The organism is Sphingomonas sp. PP-F2F-G114-C0414 (genome assembly GCF_003688595.1).
Taxonomy (GTDB): domain Bacteria; phylum Pseudomonadota; class Alphaproteobacteria; order Sphingomonadales; family Sphingomonadaceae; genus Sphingomonas.
Genome location: NZ_RCWT01000012.1, coordinates 1 through 20,564, shown reverse-complemented (window position 1 = coordinate 20,564; position 20,564 = coordinate 1). Strand labels below are relative to the sequence as shown.

Here is a 20,564-nt window from a genome sequence, read left to right as displayed (position 1 = left end):
AGATAGCAGCGGCAGCAAGAGCAGGCATTGTCGCGTATCCTGTCGACGGGGGGGGCATACGGGCGGCGGTTTGAGCGCGAGCAGGCGTTCGACCCAAATTACCAACTTCCGCAGCCTACAGCCGCGCCGACGGGATCAGAAGCACGCGCTGGGGACTGCGGCAAACAATTCGCGGTGGCAGAACCCATCGGCGAGGCTGGCACCTGAGTCCGACGAGCCGATCATCACCGACTTACTGACGGGCAGATAACCACGGTCGGCATCGAGCCGTTTTGCAGAACGGCGCAGGCTTGGCGTATACAGCGGCATACCCCGTGACCGAGTCACGCACGCAAACAGAAAGACCGCTGTGGCAATGCGTCTGCGCCTTCTATTGGGTAAGCGCCACGAGGCCGGCGCCGAGGATGGTTTTGGCAAAGCCTATTCGAGGATCTGCAGTTCCTGTTCAGGTTCCTGCAATGTCGGCGGCGTATCGTTGTCTGGCGTCGTCCGTCCACGAACGAAGCCGCCATTGTCGCCGCGCACCCCGTCTTTGGGAGGTTCGGCGATGCTACTGTCGCAGTGGCGGATGTCGACGGGGCAAGATGGATCGTGCGCGAAAACGATTTTTACGGCTGGCCCGACCCGCCGCGCTACGCCTTTTTCGCGGTCGAGGGCGATCGGATCACTGCAACCGGCGGCTTTACGGTTTCGATGAAGGCGTGGTCCTATCCCTGCGCGGATAGGACGGCTCATACGGTCGTGTAGAACGCCGCACCGTCATCATCGTCGGCGCGCTGAAGCGCGCACACGCCCCTTGCGGTCGATCACGGCCCAACGTCCGCCGCCCATAGTGGAATGTTCGTCGTCGAGCCTTTGCTCCTTGCATCCGGTGCAGACCTCGGCCCGACCATGATCGAACGGATAGCCCCAGTCGTATCCGGTCACGATAACGGGACGCAGGGCGCGATCATAATAGATGAGCTTGCCGTGGCGAAGTCCGCGTACCAGCCCTTCCCTGAAATAGTCCGGGCCGTTGTCGAGGATGAATACGCTCACGGCTCGCCCGTCGCGCCTGACATAGGCGATCCCGCCGCCGGTTCCGGCACCGCCTATCCGGATCTCCGCCAGGCCGCCTTCGAAGGTCATCCGGGCGAGATGTGCGGGGTCTATATGCGGGACGTCATCCTCGATCCGTGCGCAGGGTCCGTGTGGTTCCAACTCGCCGCCCCGCGCCACATAGGCGCAATCTAGCGGAAAGGCCGCTGCTGGCGGGGAGGCCGCAAGCAGCGTCACGGCGAATACGGCGATCACGATACCCGGTCTTCCGGCGCGACCTGCGGATCGTTCTTGCACCGGACGATAATCATACGGGAACTTCCCTGCCGTTTGAAACGTGTCCGAACATCGATACCGCCCGCCGTTACAGTCGTTCGTGCCGATATGCCGCATTGACCCAAGATAAGCGACCGCGCCATGGTGACGTAATGCGCGACGCCTTCATCACTCGCACGGCCCAGTTCCTGCCTGGGCCCCCGATCAGCAACGCGGCGATGGGCGATCATATCGGCCACCTGTCCCCACAATCGGATCGCCTGGGACGGCTGGTTCTGCGGCAGAACCGCATTCGCACCCGCCATTATGCGATCCGGCCCGACGGGACCACCGACTGGACGCTGGCGACTCTTGCTGCGGAGGCGGTTCGCGCGCTGCTGGCGGATGCGGAGATCGACCGGCGGGAGATCGGCTATCTCGCTACCGCGACGACGCAGAACGATCTCCTGGTGCCCGGGCTGGCAAGCGGGGTCCACGTCGCGTCGGGTCTGCCGCCGCTGGAAATCGCGAGCCTGCAGAGCGTTTGCGCAAGCGCGATGATGGCACTGAAATCGACCGCGCTGCAGATCCGTGCGGGCGAGCACCGCGCCGGTATTGCCGTCGGTGCCGAATTTGCCAGCCGCTATTTTCGCCCCGGCCAATATCGCGGTACCGCTACGCTGGGCGAAGACGGCACGCTGCCTGCCGACGCCGAATTCCTGCGCTGGACCTTGAGCGACGGCGCGGCTGCGCTGGTCGTCGAGGACCGGCCGGCACAGAGCGGCCTGTCGCTACGCATCGACTGGATATCGGTGCGCTCCTTCGCCGATCGTTTCGGCCCGTGCATGACCGGTGGCAGCGCGCCCGGCCCGGGCGGCGCGGTCCTGCCGTGGAGCCTGCACGATGGCGCCGAGGCCGCCGCGCGCGCCGGCGCGTTTCAGTTGCGACAGGATGTCGACACACTGCACCGGATGCTGCCGGTATGGCTGGGCGAATTGATGCGGCTGGTCGACGAAGGCAAGGTCGACACGGGTAAGGTCGATTGGTTCCTGTGCCATTTCTCCGCGCATTCGTTGCGCGAGGAGATGGTCCGGCTGGCCGAGCGGGCAGGGTGCATGATTCCCGAGGACCGGTGGTTCACCAACCTCTACGACAAGGGCAATGTCGGCGCGGCGGCGTTGTTCCTGTTGCTCGACGACCTGATGCGCTCGGGGCGACTCGTACCCGGTCAACGAATCCTGTGCGCCGTACCCGAAAGCGGCCAGTGCGTGATGGCGTATGCGGCGTTGACCGTGGTGGAGGGGGAAAGATGAGCATGACCGACCAGATCGAGGCGAGCAACCGCGGCCTTGCGCGCGTATGGATAGAATTCGAAAGCGCGCTGATCCAGGTGCCGGTGATCGCGCGTCTGACCGGTGGGCGCCTGCGCCTCGAGGAGTATCGCAGCCTGCTGCGCAACCTGCGTCAACAGGTGGTGGAGGGTGGCCGCTGGATCAGTCGCGCCGCGTCCAGCTTCGGTCCGGCGCACGAGGACCTGCGGGCGATGTTCATCACCCATGCCGCCGCCGAGCATCGCGATTATCGCCTGCTCGAACAGAATTACGTGGTCGCCGGTGGCACGCTCGAGGAGATCCGGTCGGCGCCCAAGAATATCGGGACCGAGGCACTGAGCGCGTTCATGTATCAGGCGGCATCGCAACCCGACCCGGTCGGTCTTCTGGGCGCGATGTTCATCATCGAAAGCCTGGGCAATCGTCTGGCCGGACCGTGGGCGGACAAGCTTGCCGCACAGCTCGACCTCGCGCCCGATGCGCTGACGTTCCTGCGGTATCATGGCGAGAACGACGTCGCGCATATGGCCGAGTTCGACCACGCTCTGACGTTGGCGGTGGAGTCTGGCGGCGAGGCGGCATCCGCGGCGATCGTCCGCCATGCGCAAATCGTGGCGCGGCTGTACCGGCTCCAGCTCGAGGAACTGGACAATGGCTGAGTATGCCGTCCCCGGCCATGATCCGAACGATCCCGACCCATGGCTGGCGCTGGCGCTGGACCGCTCGCTGCCGTTCGAGCCTATAGCCAAGGCGGCCTTGATCCGGGACCAATCCTCGCGCTGTCGCCAGTTCCTGCTTCCGCTGGTGCGGCCGTTCGCGCGGCTGACGATCATCCTCGCGCAGCTGGTCCACACGATCAGCCCGCGCTGGCCCCATGCGCCCAGGTTCCTGCACCGGTCGATCGCACTGGGCATGAAGCATTTCCTGTCGCGCGACGCCAATCTGCTGATCCTGCGTCACTTCCACCTTGGTGCGCAGGTCCTGCGGTTCATCTCGGACAATGCCACGCCCGGCTTCCATCCGCCGCTGAAACCCATGACGCCGCGCCGGATCGACGATGTGCGCGAGGACCTGTTCCTCAATCACGATCTTAACATCTATAATTATCTGATCGGCCTCAACCGTGAGCTAGAGCGGCGCGGCACCAGCGTCGCGCGCGTCGACAGGATTGATTTTTCCGCGATCACTGACGAGATCGTGCTCGATCCGTTGCCCAACGGCCGCCTCAACGTCGTCGATCTGCAAACCGCGATCGAGCTTTACACGCCGGCCTACGCGATGCTGCTGACCGATCGCGATTTCTGGCGTGCCGCCAATTCGCTGCAGCTCGACGAGACGATCGGGCTCTACGTGGCGCGGCTGACGGGGGAGGAAAAGCATCTGGCGATGATCAACAATCGCCACCCGCTTGTGCCCTTCTCGACGTTGGGTGCCGGTTTCCGGCTCGTGATGCACGGACTGTCGACCGAGGTGCTTCACGGCTTTCTGCGTGAACTCAAAGCGCGCCAGCGCGATCAGCCGATGCCGCCTGCGACCACCGCTCCATAAGGCTCCGAGCTTCCGCGTGCCGGGGAAACGGTAAAATACCCACGGCGGCAGGTCCGTTCGGCAACGCTCTCGCCCCAACTCGAACAGACGATCATCATCGCCCCGCTGTCCCCTTCGCGGGCGGCGCTCAACCTCGGTGACAGGGTGCACCGACGGCACCCGCCGATCCAGATGAACGGCTGGTTGGCGGTCTTCGTTATCCCGGCTGCTGCCCGAGCAGGGCAGTCCGCCCTGCTCGTATCGACGCTGCGGCAATCCCGCAAATGGCCTGCGATGCGCCGGCACCGTTAGCAACATGGCATCAGATTGCCGACTGGCGCCGCTACAAATATCGGCTTTGGTTCGATGGATTTCTCCGGCATGATCGATGCCATGGCCCAAACCCCATCTCTCACCTTCCTGCCCGATCCGGACTGCGCTTCGACGACCGGCGTGTCGCGCGTGAGCGTTCGTTTGCGCCTTGCCGCTGCGCTGCTGCTTGCCACGGGGGCCGCTCCGGCCGCCGCGTGGGAACCGGTTGCGCTTCCCAATGCGGTCAAGGCCAAGCTGCCTGCCGGATATATCGTACGCGTGGCGTCCTGCAGTCGTACTTTGGACCCACCGCAGCCGATCTGCATCGTTGTCGTCGCACGGCCTGACGAAGGCGGACAGCCGGGGGCGGCGGTGCGAAAAGCGCCCGCTCGTCCATTGCTGGTCTATCGCCTTTCGGGCGGCGTCGCCAAGCTGATCGACCGTAACGACCGCATCGTGCCGCGGCGCGATGAAGGCGGACAATGCGACCCGGTCGAAGACGCCGGCCATGTCGCGATCAAGGGCCGTTATTTCACGCTCGAGAGCGGGGTCGCGTGCGGCCAACACTGGACGGACTTCACCACGTTCCGTTTCGATACGGCGCTGCGGTCGTTCGTGTGGCAGAACCGTATCTTCGAATCATTACGCCTGAATAGCGACGCTGGACCGAATGCTCAGGCATTGGTCTCCGACGGGCGAAAGGTCACGCGTGCAGACCCGAGGCACCCGATACGACTTGACGCCTATCGTCCGCGATGATCGCTCGATGTCGCGTACCCACCAGATAGGGGCCGCGGCGCCGCCGCAGCGAGCGGCTGCTGTTGCCGTCGTCTTCGGCAAAACCCGGCTTGCCCTCCTTACCTTCGTTGAAGGCAAGGAGTGCCGATCGGGCGAGCCTTGTCGTTCGGCGATACGGTGTGGACGCTCGCCGTCTGCGGCTGTCTGGCTTCGGCGGTGTGCCGCGGCTCGTTCCGGATCGCGACGTCGCCAGCAGCTACGGCGCGCCGTCAACCGGTGATGAGATGGAGGGTGCGGGTGGCGGGGGCGATGGTGACGCCGCGGCCCCAGTCGAAGGCGAAGAAATCCTGTTCGACGCCATCCGCGAAGATCACCCCGCCGTCGTTCATTCGCGAGGTGACCGCGAGCGGCGAACCGGTGAGCTTGCCGGCGCGAAGCGAGGTCGCGGTCGCCACGCTGGGGAAGGGCTCGCGCACGAAGAAGCCGACCGCGCGCTCCTGAGGATCAAGCGGGAGAGCGGCATGCGTGGCCTCCATGATCGAGCGTGCCCAGCCCGTGGCGCCGGTCCCCGACGCAACGATCAGCCCACTCGACGAATGGTCCTCGGCCTGGTCGCCGCACGTGATCCGGTAGCGCGCGGACTGGTGGCTGCGGTGACCGACGAACACCTCGTTCAGCGCCAATAGCCGTTCGCCGGTATCCAGTCGCGCCTCGACCATCGTCCGCTGCTCGGCAGGCGCTGCACCCGCAACGCTCGCAGGCAGCAACGCGGACAGGCGCGCGAGCGGCACGCGCACCAGGACGCCGTCATACAGATCGGGAGCGGGGTTGAGTCCGAGCACGGGCTGCCCGTCGAGATACTTGGCGACGTTGGCGACCAGCCCGTCCTGCCCGACCGCGACGATCACGTCCTCCGGGCCGAACAGGAATCGATCGAGATCGGCACGAGCGACACTGGCCTGGCGCCAGTCGTCGGGGACGAGCGAACGGGCCTTTTGTAGCGTGGCATGGAAGCGGCGGTGCCGATCCTCGATTGCGTCGATGTCCTGGCCCCGCGTCTCCAGAAAGAACTTCGCCTGCCCACGCGTCGCGTGCCGCGCGAGCAGGAGGTCATAGTCGGTCTCGCGCGTGACGAAGACCGCGCGCGGGGCGTTGGTCGCCATCAGCGGGGCAGCGCAGTCTGCGCCGCCGGGGCAGCCGAGGCATTGCGGAATTCGCCGAGCACGGTCGCGAGCAGGTCGGGCGTGATGTTCAGATGCTCGATCGTGTCGAGCTTGCCCGCCAACTCGCGCGCGGCGAGCCCGAGCATAACCCCCGGCGGCAGGTCGCGATAGATCGTCATCCGCGCCTGTTCCGCTTCCGCCTTGGCGCTTTCGACCGTGCGGATACGCTCGGCTTCCGCCCCCGCCTCGACCTGCTGCGCCTCGGCCAGACCGGTTGCGCGGTTGCGTGCGTTCTCGGCCTCCTGTGTGATGAGCAGCATCTCGCGGCGTGCAAGCTCAGTGCGGTTGGCGAGCTCGTTCTCGGCGATCGCACGCTCCTTCTCGACCGCGAGCGCGCGGCGTTCGAACGTCGCCTGATCGGCCTTTTGCTGGAGCGCCTCGAAGGTCGGGGTCTGGAGCGCGCGTTCGAGTTCGCTCGACGGCGCGAGGTTCGTCAGGCGGACCGCGGTAACCGCGATGCCGATTTCGTTCAGCGCGGGATCGTTGGCGAGCGCAGCCTCGAGCTGGTGGCGCAGCGGCTCGGGACCGGCATCGAGCAGCGCCCGCACCGAGCCCTGCGCGAGATATTGCAGCGCTGCCTGGTTGACGAGCCCGGCCAGCCGGGTCTCGATCCGCTGGATCGGTTCGCTCTTGTAGGCACCGGTAAGCAGGCCGAGGCTGAAGTCGACGCGCGAGGCGAGCAGTTCGGGATCGGCGACGTGCCAAGTCAGAGTTCCCTGGATCGCTACGCTCTGGAAATCCTGGCTGCGGCCCTTCACGAATACCGCCATCTCACGGTCGTCCATCGGCAGTTCGGCGATGCTGGCGGTCTCCGGGCGGAACCAGAAGACGAGCCCGCGGCCGCTCTGCTTCACCTTGCCGCTGCGGTAGCGGATCACGTGGTTGCTCGCATCGCTGCGCAATTGGGCCACGAAGCCGAGGTTCTTGATCGAGGCCATGACGGTTACTCCTGTATCGAATGATGACGGAAAAGTTCGGCGGGACGGAACGAGGCACCGGTCTCGCGTTCGCCGGTTGCCACCAGCGTGTTCGTGGCGAGCATGCGGCGGCGAAAGGCGGGCTTGTTGAGCGGTCGCCCGAGGATCGTTTCGTGGACGTCCTGCAGCGCCCGCAGCGTGAAGCGTTCGGGCAAGAGCGCGTAGGCGACATCCGAATAGTCGAGCTTGCCGCGCAGCCGCAGCATCGCGAGCCCAAGCATGTCGGCATGGTCGAACGCCAATGGCAGCGCGTCGCCGTCCTGCGACCGTGCCGCGACCGGGCCACCGGTCTCGCCGGACCACGGGACGACGAGTTCGGCCAGCGTCAGGTCGGGCGCGGCCTTCAGTGCGGCGGCGAAGTGATCGGGCGGAAGTAGCGCGAAATACGCCACGCTGATCACCCGAGTGCGGGGGTCGCGGTCGACCGTGCCGAACGTGTAGAGCTGCTCGACATACGCGTCCGCCATCCGCACTTTCGTCGCGAGTACACGGTGTGCAGCGGCATCGAGACTCTCGTCGATGCGGACGAACCCACCGGGCAGCGACCACGCGCCCATGCAGGGATGTTCGGACCGCTGCAAGAGCAATGCTGCGGGCCTGCCATTGAGGACGCTGACCAGGATCAGATCGACGGCGACCGACGGTCGCTCGTACCGATGTGGATCATATCCATCGAAGAACTCGACCTCGTTCATGTGACCCCATATATCCTTCCGGCGCATTAGTAATATGCGATGTGAATATATGTCAATCGTTATTGCATCTGCAGCGCGATGGTTCGCGGGAGACCCCATTTCCTGCACGATCGCAGCGATCGAGATAGCCGAGCGATCATATCCGTTTCGGGTTCGGCACTTGACGAGTCGTGCGGACTTCGAGGGGTGCACCCACAAGCTAAAATAGAGCACAGCGCTGGCCCTGTTTTGTTGGACTATTGACAGGGCTGCGCAAAGGAGGAAAAAGGCGTGGTAACGTTACCAGACTAAAGCTGGACGATAATGGGGGGATGACGATGGCAATCGGGTCGAGGACGTTGCGCGCACGCGGACGGCAGATTGGCGCCACCAGCCTTATGGCGATGGCCGCATGCATGCTGTCTATGCCAGCATGGGCACAAGCGCAGGGCGGGTCTGCCGCGCCGTCCCCCGTGGCGCCCGACGGCACTGTCACGACGGCGGTTCCTCAGCAAATCGCTCCTGCAGCGTCGGATCCTGCCACGGCCGAACCGGCGTCTTCGGCAGACATCGTCGTCACCGGATCGCGGATCACGACCGGCGGTTTCACCGCGCCAACGCCGACGACAGTGATCGACGCCAACGCCATTGCCGCCAACGCGCAACCAAACGTCTTCACCACGATCGCCCAATTGCCGTCGTTGCAGGGATCGACGGGCACGAGCACCGGTACGTTCAGCACGTCGAGCGGCACGCAGGGGCTCAGTTCCTTCTCGCTGCGCGGCGTCGGCGCGATACGCACGCTGACGCTGATCGATGGTCAGCGCGTCGTTGGTGCCAACGTCACCGGCGTGCCCGACGTAAGCCTGTTCCCGCAGCTTCTCATCAAGCGCGTCGATGTCGTCAACGGCGGTGCCTCGGCCTCCTACGGATCGGATGCGGTCGGCGGGGTCGTCAATTTCATCACCGATACCCGGTTCAAGGGCATCAAGGGCAACGTCCAGGGGGGCATCACCACCTACGGCGACAACGAACAGGTCCTTCTCCAGCTCGCCGCTGGAACGAGCTTGCTCGATGATCGCCTGCACATCGTCGCCAGTACCGAATACGCGCATGAGAATGGCATCGGCGGCGGAGACTTCGGCACCGAACTGTCCGGCGGACGCGACTGGTTCCGGCAATCGACCTTGATCAACCGCAACGTCCTGAACGACGGATCGCCGCAATATCAGTTCCGGGATTTCGCTCAGCCCTACAACTATACCAAGTTCGGACTGATCACGGCGGGGCCACTGCAGGGAACCGCGTTCGATCAGGCCGGAAACCCGTTTCAGTTTCAATATGGCTCGAACGGCACCCCGGCGCGCGACGCGGCAGGGAACGTCAATGGTTGCCTGCCCGGCTTCTGTATCGGCGGCGACCTGTCCGGCAACGTCGATGCCGGGCGCTCGCTCCAGTCGCGGCTTCAGCGGGTGAACAATTACGGTCGGATCGGCTTCGACTGGGCGCCCGACAACGAGATCTATTTCACTGCCAATATCGGTCAGGTGAAGACCAACAACCAGCCGGTCGGCGGCCAGAACCGTCCGAACCTGACGATCCAGTGCGCCAATCCGTTCGTACCCGCCTCGGTCCAGGCCGCCTGCACCACGGCGGGGATCACGAACTTCCAATACGGCACGAGCAACGCCGCCTTGGGCAACACGCAGGTCTATACCGATCGTCGCCAGTATCGGTTCGTCGCCGGCGCCAAGGGGCGTCAGTCCGTCGCCGGGTCCGACTGGACCTACGACATGTATTACGAACATGGCACGAACTATTCCAATATCGACGTCAACAACGTGCTGCTGTCGAACCGCTTCAACCAAGCGATCAACGCGACGACCATGAACGGGGCGATCGTGTGTGCCGATCCTATCGCGCGCGCGAACGGGTGTCAGCCGCTCAACATATTCGGCGGCAATCCGTCGCAGGGGGCGCTCGGCTACATCATGCCCGACAAAGGCCCGTACCAGCGAACCCGCCAGACGCAGGACGTGGTCAGCGTCAATTTCTCCGGTTCTCCATTCAGTCTTTGGGCGGGGCCCGTCTCGTTCGCCTTCGGCAGCGAGTTCCGGCATGAATTCTATACCGTGCGAGCCGATCCATACGGCGCGGGCACCGGCGCTACGCCGAACACGCCCGACTATCCCGCCGATGCCACGCTGCTCGCCGGAGGCAACAACTGGTATGCCGGCAATTACAAGAATGGCAGCGGTGCCTACAGCGTCAAGGAAGCGTTCGTCGAAACCGACGTGCCGATCCTCAATTCAAAGGGGACCGGACGCGCGACGATAAACGGCGCGATCCGCGCGACCGACTACACCACGTCGGGCACCGTCTGGGCGTGGAAGATCGGTGGAACCTGGGACCTGCCGGTGGATGGCCTGCGCTTACGCGGCGTGACCTCTCGCGATGTCCGTGCGCCGAACTTGTCGGAGTTGTTCGCGGCTCCGGTGACGACGACGCTGCCGGGATTTTTCGATCCGTTCCGCAACGTCAACGTGCTCGCGATCCAGAACACGATTGGCAACACCGCCCTCACACCCGAGATCGCGCGTAACACCACGGCGGGCATCGCGTTTTCCGGATCGTCATGGCTGCCAGGTCTCAGCCTGTCCGTCGACTACTACCATATCAAGATCAAGGACGTGATCTCCAGCCTCGGCGCGGCGGATATCGTCAACCTGTGTTTCCAGAACATCCTTCCGGAAAGCTGCGGTGCATTCAATCTCAACAACCCGGCAGGGCCCAATTTCATCAACGTCCAGGCGTTCAACCTCGCATCGATCGACACCGAGGGCCTGGATATCGAGGCGAGCTATCGCTGGCGGCGTCCGCTTGGCTTGCCGGGCAGCTTCACGCTGCGCGCGCTGGCGACCAATATCCGCAAGTTCGTGACCGATACGGGGCTGCCCGGAACGATCCCCAACGATACGGCCGGCGTCAACATCGGCAGCACGCCCGACTGGAAATGGCTGGCGACGCAGACCTATGCCAATGACGACTTCTCGCTGTTGCTGCAGGAGCGCTGGTTCAGCGACGGCGTGCTTGGACATCAATATGTTCAGTGTTCGCCCGGCAATTGCCCGGCATCGACAAACAACCACCCTACGATCGACCGGAATATCATACCGGGCGCGTTCTACATGGACGTCGGCGGCACGTATAACCTTACCAAGCAGGTGACCGGCTATTTCAAGGTCGACAACGTGTTCGACAAGGATCCGGCGAGGTCCCCGTATTTCGTCAATCCTCAGCTGTACGACGTCTATGGCCGGACGTTCCGCGTCGGCGTCCGGTTCAGCATGTGATGCAGGATCGATCGGGAACGTCGATCATGCGCCGAGTTCGCGTCTGTCTCGTCGTCACGCTCGCGGCTCTGACGATCGGGGGCTCGCCGATCGGGGCGGCTCCTGGCCCGGAGCCAGCCGCCGCCGTCCGCGGCGGCAACCCGATCATTCGGGACAAGTTCACGGCCGATCCGGCGCCGCTGGTCGTCGGTAATACGCTGTATCTCTATGTCGGGCATGACGAAGCGCAACGCGACGAGATGTTCAACATGCGCGAATGGCTGGTCTATTCGACCACCGACATGAAGACGTGGACGGATCACGGCGCGATCATGAACGTTGCCGACTTCAAATGGGCCAAGAAGGACGCATGGGCGTCACAGGCGATCGCCAAGAACGGCAAATACTGGTTCTACGCGGCCGTCGAACACGACCAGACGCATCCGGGCAAGGCGATCGCGGTCGCGGTATCGGACACGCCGACCGGTCCCTTCGTCGATGCCAAGGGATCGGCGCTGATCACCAATGCCATGACGCCGAAGGGGACGCATAGTTGGGAGGATATCGATCCCACCGTCCTGACCGACGACGACGGGACGACCTGGATCGCGTGGGGCAACCGGCAATGCTACATCGCCAAGCTGAAGCCTAACATGATCGAGATCGACGGTCCGATCCATGAGATCACGCCGCCGCATTTCGAAGAGGGGCCCTGGCTGCACAAACGGGGAAAGCTGTATTACCTGACCTACGCGTCGCTGGATCGTGCGACGCAGCGCGACGAGCACGTCTCCTATGCGACCGCGCCGTCGCCGGCCGGACCTTGGACCTATCGTGGACTGCTAACGGGGTCGGGCAAGTACAGTTTCACGATCCATCCGGGCATCGCGCAGTTCAGGGGTAACTGGTATCTGTTCCTGCACAACGCGTCGCTTGCGATCGGCGAACTGAACGGCGCGATCGGGCGCCGCGCGGTTACCGTGGAGCATCTTCGCTACAATCCCGACGGCGCGATGGTTCCCGTGGTTCAGACCGACGCTGGTGTTTCTGGTTCGGTATCGAGATCGGCAGGCGGTGCGGGCTGACCCGCCGTACCGGGGACGCTCAAATCGTCTGGGTGATCGCGCGCGGAGGGGCGGTCGATTCCCGTTCGACGAGCACATGGTCGAGGACGTGAGACTTGGCCGTAGCCCTCCCGGTGTCCCCGTCCTGGCGCATCGCCTGGATGAGTCGTTGCAGCGCCTCCGCAGCCAGCGCGCGGACCGGTTGGCGTATCGTCGTCAGCGGCGGCCAGAGCGTGATCGCGGCCGTGCTGTCGTCGAACCCGACGACGGTCAGGTCGCTGGGCACATCGAGGTGGCGGCGGTGCGCGACGGAGACTACCGCCGCGGCCATGTCGTCGTTGCTCGCGAACACGGCCGTGGGCGGTCGCGACCCGGCCAGCAATGTCTCGCCGGCGATCAGACCGGAGGCGTAGCTGAAATCGCCTTGGACGATCTGCGTTTCGAGTGCGCCGTCCCCCTGTATCGCAGCCTGGAATCCGGCCAGGCGCTCGGTCGCGGCGGACTGGTCGAGATTGCCCAGCACGAAGCCCAGATGGCGATGGCCGAGCCCGATCAGATGGCGGGTCATGTCGTAGGCCGCCCGGTGGTTGTCGATGCCGACGCAGATCGCGCCGGGTGCAACGCCGCCGACGATCGCGAGCGGCAGGTTCGCGTCCGCGACGATCGCGCGGATGATCTCGGACTCACCGAGCGGCGGCGCCAGGATCATGCCACCGATCCGCGATGCGATGAGCCCCTCGACCGCGGATCGGGTCGGTGGCTTGCCGTTCTCGCCCTTCAACAGGATGAGCTGCGCGGCGTGGATCGAGGCTTCCTCGAACACACCGGCGAGCAGGTCGCTCATGAACGCGGCGCTGGGGTTGGAATAGATCACGCCGATCCGGACCTCGCGCGAGGTGACCAGATTGCGCGCCGTCAAATTGGGCGTGTAGTTGAGTTCGGCGATCGCATCGGTAACCAGCGCGCGGGTCTCGGCACGCACGCCTGCGTCGCCGTTGATGACCCGCGACACGGTCATCGGCGATACATTGGCCCGTTTGGCGACATCGATGACGGTCGCCCCGCGAGGCCGAGAGGGAGAGCGCTGCATGCGTATCTCTACCCAGCCGCCGACTTAGGGGTGCCAATCGTCTTGGCTGTATACGGGGTTTCGGCTTCGGAACTCGTCGTCATGCCCCGACGTGCATCGTCGGCAGGTTGGGGGTCAATGGATATCCGCGCCACCCGCCGGATTGTCGTCCGGATCACCATGCGAGCGACGCACGGCAGCGTATCGGACCGCCACGAACTTTACCGTTGCGACGGGTTGCCTACACTCATAGCAAAGGCCGATCGTATGATGTTAGCGTTACCAGGCAGGGCAGGCGGATGAAGCGATTTCCCTATATCCGCTGGACGATCATAGCGGTGTTCGTCGGCGCGATGGTCATCAACTATCTAACCCGCAGCATCCTGGGTGTCGCAGCGCCGGCGATCATGACCGAGCAGCACATCTCGTCCGAGCAATATTCCTGGATCACCGGCGCATTCCAGTTCGGCATCATGTTTCAGCCGGTGGCAGGCTATCTGCTCGATCTGATCGGGCTGAAGATCGGCTTCACGCTGTTCGTTTCGATCTGGTCGCTCATCACGCTGGGACACGGGTTTGCGAGCGGGTGGATGGGGTTCGCCGGTCTGCGCGGTGCGTTGGGGTTGGTCGAGGGATCCGCGCAGCCGGCCGGCATGAAGCTCGTGGCGGAATGGTTTCCGGCACGCGAACGGGGGATCGCTGGCGGCCTTTATCAGATCGGCGCCTCGTTCGGCGCGGTCTTCGCGCCACCTCTGGTGGCCTGGGCGGTGTTCAATCACAGCTGGCGGGCGGCGTTCTTCGTCGCTGGCGGACTGGGGCTGGCATGGGTCGTCCTCTGGCTATTCTGGTATGCGCCACCCGGGCGGCACCGCGCGCTGTCGGATGGCGAACGCACGCTGATCGTCGAGGGACAGGAAGCCGAACTGGTGAAGCGTCGGCGTCGACCGCCGCTTGGTGAATTGCTCCGCCGCCGCAACCTGTGGGCGATCGCCGCTGCGCGGTTCCTGGCGGATCCGGTCTGGGGCATGCTGTCGCTGTGGATGCCGCTATACCTGGTGCAGGCGCGCCATTTCGATCTCGGGCAGATCGCGCTGTTCGCCTGGCTGCCTTTCCTCGCAGCGGATCTGGGATGCCTGTTCGGCCCCGCCGTAGTCGCCTTCCTGCAACGCCGCGGCGTACAGTTGATCGATGCGCGGCGCAGCGCCTTCACGCTGGGCGCAGTGATGATGACCGGCATGATGTTCGTCGGCAGCGTCACGAGCCCGATCGCCGCGATCGCGCTGTTGTGTCTGGGCGGGTTCGCGCATCAGACGCTGTCGGTCACCGTCATCACCTTGTGTTCCGACCTGTTCCCACAGGACCAGGTAGCGACGACGACCGGCATATCGGGAACCGCGGCCAATCTTGGTGTTCTGATCTTCACGCTGACGCTGGGCGCGCTCGTCGACCAGGTCGGGTATCAGCCTTTCTTCATATTGCTGGGCCTGCTCGATATCGTCGGCGCAGTCCTGCTCTGGACCATGGTGCGAAAGACCGCATGACTTCACATCGTATGACACCGGCCAACCCCATCCTGCGCGGGTTCAACCCCGATCCCTCGATCGTGCGCGTCGGAGCCGATTATTACATCGCGACGTCCACGTTCGAATGGTTTCCGGGCGTACAGATCCATCACAGCCGCGACCTGACGGACTGGCGGCTGGTCGGTCGGCCGCTGTCCAGACCAACGCAACTCGACATGCGCGGCGATCCCGATTCCTGCGGCGTCTGGGCGCCCGACATCAGCTACAAGGAGGGCCGCTTCCATCTGATCTACACCGATGTGAAGCGCTACGGCCGCACTACCGTCGACGGAGCGAAGGGCGCCTCGCTCCGTGATTTTCATAATTACTGGGTCTGGAGTGATCGGATCGACGGCGACTGGTCCGATCCCGTGCATTTGAACAGCAGCGGATTCGATCCCGCGCTGTTTCATGACGACGACGGCCGTAGCTGGTTGCTCAACATGCTGTGGGATCACCGCCCCGATCGCCAGCGGTTCGCGGGTATCCTCGCGCAGGAGATGGATCTCGCAGCGGGCCGCCTGATCGGCGATCGCCGCATGATCTTCGAAGGCACCGCGCTCGGTTTTACCGAAGGCCCACATCTCTACAAGCGCGACGGCTGGTATCACCTGCTGGTCGCAGAAGGCGGCACGGGGCGCGGACACGCCGTCGTGATGGCGCGCTCGCGTAATCTTTTCGGGCCTTATGCGGTACATCCCGATGGCCCCGTCCTGACCGCCCGCGACAGCCCGGACGCGCCGCTGCAACGGCTTGGCCACGGTGATCTCGTCGAAACCGCCGATGGACAGACGTGGATGGCGTATCTTTGCGGCCGGCCGCTGCCCGACAGCGACCGGTGCGTGCTGGGGCGCGAGACTGCGATCCGGCCGATGCGCTGGGACGACGATGGCTGGCTGCGCAGTGCCGAGCCGCTCGCCGATACGGTCGTCGAAACTCCCGTTCGCGCACTGGACGTTTTCGATTTGCCGGTGCTGCCGCAGTCGTTTCAATGGCTTCGTACGCCGTACCCCGACTATCTCTTCAGCCTGACCGAGCGACCCGGCCATCTGCGCCTGTTCGGTCGCGAGACGATCGGCAGTCACTTCCATCAGGCATTGGTCGCGCGCCGACCGCAGGCGTTCCGTTACGACGTCCGCACGCTGATGGACTTCGATCCGGAGCATTTCCAGCAGGCGGCGGGGCTGATCTGCTATTACAACAGCAGCAAATACCTCTTTCTGCATGTCACCGCGGGCGATGCGGGCGAGCGTCAGCTTCAGATCCTGTCCGTCCTGCCGATCGGCGAGGGACAAAGTACGTTGACGTCGCCCGTGGCGCTTCCGCCCGGACCGATCGAACTCCGTGCGAGCGTCGATCGAGAACGGCTGAACTTCGGCTTTCGGGCAATGGGCGCCGCCGATTGGCGGTGGCTGCCGGAGACATTCGATGCCAGCCTCCTGTCGGACGAGGCGACGCTGCCCGGTCTGCCGAACTTCACCGGAACTTTTGTCGGCATGGCCTGCCAGGATCTCGCCGGGACCGCACGCCCCGCCGATTTCCGGTTTTTCCAGTATGTCGAGGACGGGGCGGCCTGACGGGGATCGGCCGTGTCCAAGCTCGTCTTGCGATATTCTGGGCCTGTCCCGCTCCGCGAAACCCTTACCGTAGTGCCATCGTAGCACCTTGAAGTAACGCGCCAGAGGACGCGGTTGCTGATTGGAGCCGACCGGGCGCAGATCTCGTCTCGGACTGCCGGCTCCAGGATGACGTTTCAGCTTCGGACATCGCTGCCGCCGAAGACGACCCGGTTGCGCACGGCAGGGGCGAACAGGCCGTCGAGAAACGGCAGGTTGCCACCGCTCACCGCATCGAGCGCAGCACGGTGCTCGGGTGGCAGCGTGAGGCCGAGTGCGGCGACATTGTCGGTTACCTGCTCCGTCCGGCTCACGCCCATCAGCGTCGATGCGACGCCGGGCTGCCCGACCACTCAGGACAGCGCGACGCGCGCCGGCGTCTCGTTAATCTCCGCTGCGACGCGCTTCAGTTCGTCGAGGATCTGCCAGTTGCGCTCGGTGAACAGCGTGTCGCCGAACGGATTGTCGCCATCGAGCCGCTTGTCGTTGGCGGGCCGCGCCGCCGATGTTGGGAGACGGGCGGGGTACGTTGGATGGCCGATAGTGGGTCTTTGAAGACCCATGCCGTCAGGCAGTTTCGCCATTTGCTGCCTTTCACAGCCATGTGACTCTTGCCTAGGATCAGCCGTTCGTTCAGCGTGGTAACATGACAAACCGATTGGGCGTCCGAGCTGTTTCACGTTAATATTTTGCTGTCAGCGAAAATGATGATGATGCTCGAGGCGACCATAGCAAACCGGACAACCTGCGGATGCCATCTAACTAAGTAGATTTTTATTCGCAAATAACGATAGGGTTAATTAAATGGGGAGCGGTTATCTATCGTCTATGAGGTTCCGAATGATTGGGTTGATGTTGGCTTTCAACCTGATTTCACTCACGAATGCGTCGGCTCAGCAAGTAATGCCTTCAGAACCGTTTGTTCATGCCCCTGTTAATTGGGGCGATAAGGCTGGTGAGGCCGAGTTTCACATTGTTGGAGATTTGGCGATTATAACGCTCCGCGTTTCTGCTGACGAAGTCTTACTCGTTCGTCGAATTGAAAATCCCAGCGACGCTCTTGCGGTGCTCGCGGATGAACGGTTGAGTTTTAGTTGGCCTGCTTTGCTCACATGGGCCGGGTCAGATCTTGTCGTGCTTCGCGACAAGGTCCTACTGCGCGCTAAAGCGGCGGCAGACATCGGATTGCCAAATGCTGACCTAAGGGGTCAAACGGAAGAAAACTCGGGCGCGCTGCAAGCCGCTAAGCTTCAATATGCACGTGTGCTTAACCAGTCCGGCCGCCGAAAAGACGCCGTCACTATGCTGACTCAGCAGATTCAATCGACGCCGACGACGTTAGATGGTCAATATGATCGAATGGTGCTAAATATAAGACTGGTAAGCATATTGTTCGAGGATGGTGATGCTGCCGAAGTTTTCAATATACTCGATCAATATATTAAAGATGACAAAACTCCCCCAGATGCACGTATAAATTACCAAGTGACGCTATCGCAATATCTGGCAAGAAGCGGAAATTATAGGCGGGCTTTGGAAGACATAACAAAGTCTCTAGATGATTTTTTAAAAATCAACTCTCAATATAACAAAAGTATCAAATTGCCCGGTAGCGAAGCCCAATTTTCTTGGATTCAAGCCTGCGCCTTGCATGGAGTGGGCAGAGAAAAAGAAGCTAAAGCTATCGTGAACTCATTAAATCCGGCTTTATTCTCAGCGAAGAATGCTGCGCAAATTCGACAGGCAAGATTAAATGCGTTGCTGTGCATGAAGGATACTAAGCAACTAGGTATCGATTTTGCAACTATGATTCTTACCGAGCCTCCGGCTTCGGGCCTGTTCCAATTACTACAGCCAGATAATCGCGCTTTCTTGCCTGAGAGGGCTGTATTGCGAATGGCTGTAAAAGATCCGCTTTTCTTGAAAGCGGCGAGCGGTCATGTGCGCTTCCTTGGAGGCTCGCTTTCATCTGCCGTCAAAGAGTGGCGCAATAATCAATGAAGCAGCTAATGCGGCCTCTCTTTTTGCGAAACATTTTAAATCGCCATCCTGCTTCCCATCTCGGCCATTCCGATATCGCCCAATTGTTGATGATCGCAGCGCAGGTGGCGCTTTGGCAAATTCAACGTTACGGTTAGCCGGAAATAGAGATGGGTGAAGTATTAAGGCGGCGTTTTGGCGATTTGCACAACAGCACTATCAAGGCAGAACACCGCTACTCCTCGTTGATGCCACAGCATTCACATGGTTCGCGTTATTTGCGCTGATCTATGCAGCAGCACTTCTGGCTGGCCGGTTGCCGGATTTCTTAGAAGTGCTGGTCGGGCTGCTTCTATTAGGTGGTCCGTTGAGGGTAGGGTGTTAAATCGTCGTATCAGGATCGAAGCGGCCAAGGCTCCGGACGCGTTGTATAGGAAACGGCTGCTCACAAGTCGGTAAGCCACGGCGCCCGCTTACCAGCGCATTGTCCCGCCAGCTGCCCGTCCGCTTTCTTTCCCAACTCGGCCATTCCGCTATCACCTAGATTACGTCGTTGGCGGCTATTTCTTTCGCTCACTAGAGCGAACACAGCCGACGTTGCCAAATCTAACGTCGAAGCAGGAGCATTCGTAAGGGTTCTTCACCGTTCATAAGAGCGTCTCGCCCAATGGGCTGGCGGCCGATTCCGTGTTCGATGTCATGAATTGCAAAGCCGGCTTTGGTAATCTCATCGATAAATTGCCCGGCGTCGGCGTACACAGAAGGAGAAAACTCGACAACCATGGTACGAAGATGTTGGCCGTCAACCATCCGGCGCATGCCTTGCCAAATTGCCTCCTCAAAACCTTCCGCGTCGATTTTGACAAAATTTGCTTCCAGAGCACCAGGAATGCCGTCCAATCGACGTGTGCTGCATTCGATGCGCATCGAATTCGCGACGATTGCGCCGGTAAGTTGGGCTCCTCCCGGATGGTTTAATGGGATCATTAGCGTAACATCCCGACCGTCGCGCTCTGCGACAGGGAAAGTGTGCACCGTTACTCTATCCGTAACGCCGTTTAAAATGCATGTGGCCTCAATGCGCTGGGCCATTGCCGGGTTAGGTTCAATTGCAACAACTCTTCCGGTAGCACCGCATCTATCAGCCATGATCATCGAGAAATAGCCAAGATTTGCGCCTACATCTATCGCGGTCATACCTTTTTTCAAAGTGTCTATAACAATTTCGGTGACGCGAGGCTCCCAAATACCATCCGCGATAATATGCGGTGATACACTCCAATCGTTCGGATCCACAAATATCTTATACTGCCCAAGCATCCGGCAAAGTACCATCTCGTTGCCGAGAGATTGTGCAAAAGCACGATTATGAAGGTATCTTCTCCGCAAAGCTCGCTGCATCTGAGGAAAATGTCTCAAATACGAAACTTTTCGTCCGAAAATGGTCGGGCTGATTGGTCTTGGCATACCGGCTTATCAGATGACCGGCTCTGACATTCAAGCCATGCCAATAATTTTATGGCGCGAATTAAAGGTTTTGAATTTCCGAGCAACAACCGGGCGATCACGGTATGAAGCCTATCGACGCCGCACACCCGCCTATAGCGCGAGAGGCGCCAATTGCTGGCTGCAGAACAGGGCTTCACATTCGGTGGACTGTCCGGGCGGGCATCGGCTGATCTAATCCTGACCCGATCAAGCATTGAGCCGCGGATTGCAAGCGCAGGAGTCAAGTCTCCCTATCCTTAAAGCAAACGACACGGCGGAGAGGTGACGTGACCCCCGCCTTTCATCCAACTGCAACCAGAGACCGACCGTTGTTGTCGCGCAGGAGCGCGGGTGAAGCAACGGTCGGGTTTAAACCCG

Annotated in this window: 19 protein-coding genes; 9 read left to right on the top strand and 10 right to left on the bottom strand. The window is 62.2% G+C overall.

The window, feature by feature from the left end:
* Positions 1 to 135 precede the first annotated feature (135 nt).
* The 3 genes from C8J47_RS19210 to C8J47_RS18930 all read right to left on the bottom strand — a co-directional run bounded on the left by C8J47_RS19210 (position 136) and on the right by C8J47_RS18930 (position 1,431).
* Positions 136 to 309 carry a hypothetical protein gene (locus C8J47_RS19210; protein ID WP_183129096.1) on the bottom strand — a complete coding sequence of 58 codons (174 nt, stop codon included), beginning with the start codon at positions 307 to 309 and terminating at the stop codon, positions 136 to 138.
* Positions 310 to 420: 111 nt separating this feature from the next.
* Positions 421 to 735 (bottom strand): hypothetical protein, encoded by a 315-nt coding sequence (locus tag C8J47_RS18935; protein ID WP_147454324.1) that lies wholly within the window; start codon positions 733 to 735, stop codon positions 421 to 423.
* Positions 736 to 762: 27 nt separating this feature from the next.
* Positions 763 to 1,431 carry a hypothetical protein gene (locus C8J47_RS18930; RefSeq protein WP_183129095.1) on the bottom strand — a complete coding sequence of 223 codons (669 nt, stop codon included), beginning with the start codon at positions 1,429 to 1,431 and terminating at the stop codon, positions 763 to 765.
* Between the two features lie 35 nt (positions 1,432 to 1,466).
* Between C8J47_RS18930 and C8J47_RS12090 the strand changes: the two genes are divergently transcribed.
* The 4 genes from C8J47_RS12090 to C8J47_RS12075 all read left to right on the top strand — a co-directional run bounded on the left by C8J47_RS12090 (position 1,467) and on the right by C8J47_RS12075 (position 5,222).
* A complete protein-coding gene (locus C8J47_RS12090) occupies positions 1,467 to 2,606 on the top strand; it encodes a 3-oxoacyl-[acyl-carrier-protein] synthase III C-terminal domain-containing protein (RefSeq protein WP_121885905.1) in 1,140 nt (379 codons plus the stop codon).
* 2 nt (positions 2,607 to 2,608) lie between these two features.
* Positions 2,609 to 3,283 (top strand): iron-containing redox enzyme family protein, encoded by a 675-nt coding sequence (locus C8J47_RS12085; protein ID WP_220683373.1) that lies wholly within the window; start codon positions 2,609 to 2,611, stop codon positions 3,281 to 3,283.
* Positions 3,276 to 4,172, top strand: coding sequence for a DUF6999 family protein (locus C8J47_RS12080; RefSeq protein WP_121885903.1), 897 nt, complete (start codon positions 3,276 to 3,278; stop codon positions 4,170 to 4,172). The genes C8J47_RS12085 and C8J47_RS12080 overlap by 8 nt, the downstream gene beginning before the upstream one ends.
* Before the next feature lie 345 nt (positions 4,173 to 4,517).
* On the top strand, positions 4,518 to 5,222 hold the full coding sequence (locus C8J47_RS12075) for a hypothetical protein (protein WP_121885902.1): 705 nt from the start codon (positions 4,518 to 4,520) through the stop codon (positions 5,220 to 5,222).
* 248 nt (positions 5,223 to 5,470) lie between these two features.
* On the opposite strand, the gene C8J47_RS12070 is transcribed toward C8J47_RS12075, so the two are convergent.
* From C8J47_RS12070 to C8J47_RS12060, 3 genes are read right to left on the bottom strand one after another with little or no spacing between them, the layout of a single operon-like run.
* Positions 5,471 to 6,364 (bottom strand): NAD(+)/NADH kinase, encoded by an 894-nt coding sequence (locus tag C8J47_RS12070; RefSeq protein WP_121885901.1) that lies wholly within the window; start codon positions 6,362 to 6,364, stop codon positions 5,471 to 5,473.
* Positions 6,364 to 7,362 (bottom strand): SPFH domain-containing protein, encoded by a 999-nt coding sequence (locus C8J47_RS12065; protein ID WP_121885900.1) that lies wholly within the window; start codon positions 7,360 to 7,362, stop codon positions 6,364 to 6,366. Before C8J47_RS12065 ends, C8J47_RS12070 begins: the two co-directional genes overlap by 1 nt.
* 5 nt (positions 7,363 to 7,367) lie before the next feature.
* Positions 7,368 to 8,096 (bottom strand): NrtR DNA-binding winged helix domain-containing protein, encoded by a 729-nt coding sequence (locus C8J47_RS12060; protein ID WP_121885899.1) that lies wholly within the window; start codon positions 8,094 to 8,096, stop codon positions 7,368 to 7,370.
* 311 nt (positions 8,097 to 8,407) lie between these two features.
* Here C8J47_RS12060 and C8J47_RS12055 point away from each other — a divergent pair, with 311 nt between their 5' ends.
* Both C8J47_RS12055 and C8J47_RS12050 read left to right on the top strand, forming a co-directional pair.
* A complete protein-coding gene (locus C8J47_RS12055; protein ID WP_259467513.1) occupies positions 8,408 to 11,428 on the top strand; it encodes a TonB-dependent siderophore receptor in 3,021 nt (1,006 codons plus the stop codon).
* A 26-nt stretch (positions 11,429 to 11,454) separates the two neighbouring features.
* Positions 11,455 to 12,492, top strand: a complete 1,038-nt coding sequence (locus C8J47_RS12050) for a glycoside hydrolase family 43 protein (RefSeq protein ID WP_121886204.1) — start codon at positions 11,455 to 11,457, stop codon at positions 12,490 to 12,492.
* 19 nt (positions 12,493 to 12,511) lie between these two features.
* Here the strand turns inward: C8J47_RS12050 and C8J47_RS12045 are convergent, their stop codons facing one another.
* Complete coding sequence (locus C8J47_RS12045; RefSeq protein WP_121885897.1) at positions 12,512 to 13,561, bottom strand: LacI family DNA-binding transcriptional regulator; 1,050 nt, start codon at positions 13,559 to 13,561, stop codon at positions 12,512 to 12,514.
* A 278-nt stretch (positions 13,562 to 13,839) separates the two neighbouring features.
* Here C8J47_RS12045 and C8J47_RS12040 point away from each other — a divergent pair, with 278 nt between their 5' ends.
* Positions 13,840 to 15,081 carry an MFS transporter gene (locus tag C8J47_RS12040; RefSeq protein ID WP_121885896.1) on the top strand — a complete coding sequence of 414 codons (1,242 nt, stop codon included), beginning with the start codon at positions 13,840 to 13,842 and terminating at the stop codon, positions 15,079 to 15,081.
* Positions 15,078 to 16,679, top strand: coding sequence for a glycoside hydrolase family 43 protein (locus C8J47_RS12035; RefSeq protein WP_259467512.1), 1,602 nt, complete (start codon positions 15,078 to 15,080; stop codon positions 16,677 to 16,679). The genes C8J47_RS12040 and C8J47_RS12035 overlap by 4 nt, the downstream gene beginning before the upstream one ends.
* 176 nt (positions 16,680 to 16,855) lie before the next feature.
* On the opposite strand, the gene C8J47_RS12030 is transcribed toward C8J47_RS12035, so the two are convergent.
* Together C8J47_RS12030 and C8J47_RS12025 are read right to left on the bottom strand one after the other, a co-directional pair.
* Positions 16,856 to 17,071 carry a hypothetical protein gene (locus C8J47_RS12030; RefSeq protein WP_121885894.1) on the bottom strand — a complete coding sequence of 72 codons (216 nt, stop codon included), beginning with the start codon at positions 17,069 to 17,071 and terminating at the stop codon, positions 16,856 to 16,858.
* Positions 17,072 to 17,302: a hypothetical protein gene (locus tag C8J47_RS12025; protein WP_121885893.1), complete on the bottom strand. Its 231-nt coding sequence runs from the start codon at positions 17,300 to 17,302 to the stop codon at positions 17,072 to 17,074.
* Between the two features lie 256 nt (positions 17,303 to 17,558).
* On the opposite strand from C8J47_RS12025, the gene C8J47_RS18925 reads away from it, so the two are divergent.
* Positions 17,559 to 18,719, top strand: a complete 1,161-nt coding sequence (locus C8J47_RS18925; RefSeq protein ID WP_147454321.1) for a M48 family metallopeptidase — start codon at positions 17,559 to 17,561, stop codon at positions 18,717 to 18,719.
* A gap of 585 nt (positions 18,720 to 19,304) precedes the next feature.
* Here C8J47_RS18925 and C8J47_RS12020 read toward each other — a convergent pair.
* Positions 19,305 to 19,994 (bottom strand): FkbM family methyltransferase, encoded by a 690-nt coding sequence (locus C8J47_RS12020; protein WP_183128690.1) that lies wholly within the window; start codon positions 19,992 to 19,994, stop codon positions 19,305 to 19,307.
* Between the last annotated feature and the right edge of the window lie 570 nt (positions 19,995 to 20,564).

What these genes read in the sequence shown, in the direction of transcription:
- C8J47_RS12045 (WP_121885897.1), bottom strand. Translation starts at nt 13,561, where the DNA reads ATGCAGCGCTCTCCCTCTCGGCCTCGCGGGGCGACCGTCATCGATGTC.
- C8J47_RS12065 (WP_121885900.1), bottom strand. Translation starts at nt 7,362, where the DNA reads ATGGCCTCGATCAAGAACCTCGGCTTCGTGGCCCAATTGCGCAGCGAT.
- C8J47_RS18930 (WP_183129095.1), bottom strand. Translation starts at nt 1,431, where the DNA reads ATGCGGCATATCGGCACGAACGACTGTAACGGCGGGCGGTATCGATGT.
- C8J47_RS12080 (WP_121885903.1), top strand. Translation starts at nt 3,276, where the DNA reads ATGGCTGAGTATGCCGTCCCCGGCCATGATCCGAACGATCCCGACCCA.
- C8J47_RS12075 (WP_121885902.1), top strand. Translation starts at nt 4,518, where the DNA reads ATGGATTTCTCCGGCATGATCGATGCCATGGCCCAAACCCCATCTCTC.
- C8J47_RS12055 (WP_259467513.1), top strand. Translation starts at nt 8,408, where the DNA reads ATGACGATGGCAATCGGGTCGAGGACGTTGCGCGCACGCGGACGGCAG.
- C8J47_RS18925 (WP_147454321.1), top strand. Translation starts at nt 17,559, where the DNA reads ATGATTGGGTTGATGTTGGCTTTCAACCTGATTTCACTCACGAATGCG.
- C8J47_RS12050 (WP_121886204.1), top strand. Translation starts at nt 11,455, where the DNA reads ATGCGCCGAGTTCGCGTCTGTCTCGTCGTCACGCTCGCGGCTCTGACG.
- C8J47_RS19210 (WP_183129096.1), bottom strand. Translation starts at nt 309, where the DNA reads ATGCCGCTGTATACGCCAAGCCTGCGCCGTTCTGCAAAACGGCTCGAT.
- C8J47_RS12090 (WP_121885905.1), top strand. Translation starts at nt 1,467, where the DNA reads ATGCGCGACGCCTTCATCACTCGCACGGCCCAGTTCCTGCCTGGGCCC.
- C8J47_RS12025 (WP_121885893.1), bottom strand. Translation starts at nt 17,302, where the DNA reads ATGGCGAAACTGCCTGACGGCATGGGTCTTCAAAGACCCACTATCGGC.
- C8J47_RS18935 (WP_147454324.1), bottom strand. Translation starts at nt 735, where the DNA reads ATGAGCCGTCCTATCCGCGCAGGGATAGGACCACGCCTTCATCGAAAC.
- C8J47_RS12040 (WP_121885896.1), top strand. Translation starts at nt 13,840, where the DNA reads ATGAAGCGATTTCCCTATATCCGCTGGACGATCATAGCGGTGTTCGTC.
- C8J47_RS12035 (WP_259467512.1), top strand. Translation starts at nt 15,078, where the DNA reads ATGACTTCACATCGTATGACACCGGCCAACCCCATCCTGCGCGGGTTC.
- C8J47_RS12085 (WP_220683373.1), top strand. Translation starts at nt 2,609, where the DNA reads ATGACCGACCAGATCGAGGCGAGCAACCGCGGCCTTGCGCGCGTATGG.
- C8J47_RS12070 (WP_121885901.1), bottom strand. Translation starts at nt 6,364, where the DNA reads ATGGCGACCAACGCCCCGCGCGCGGTCTTCGTCACGCGCGAGACCGAC.
- C8J47_RS12060 (WP_121885899.1), bottom strand. Translation starts at nt 8,096, where the DNA reads ATGAACGAGGTCGAGTTCTTCGATGGATATGATCCACATCGGTACGAG.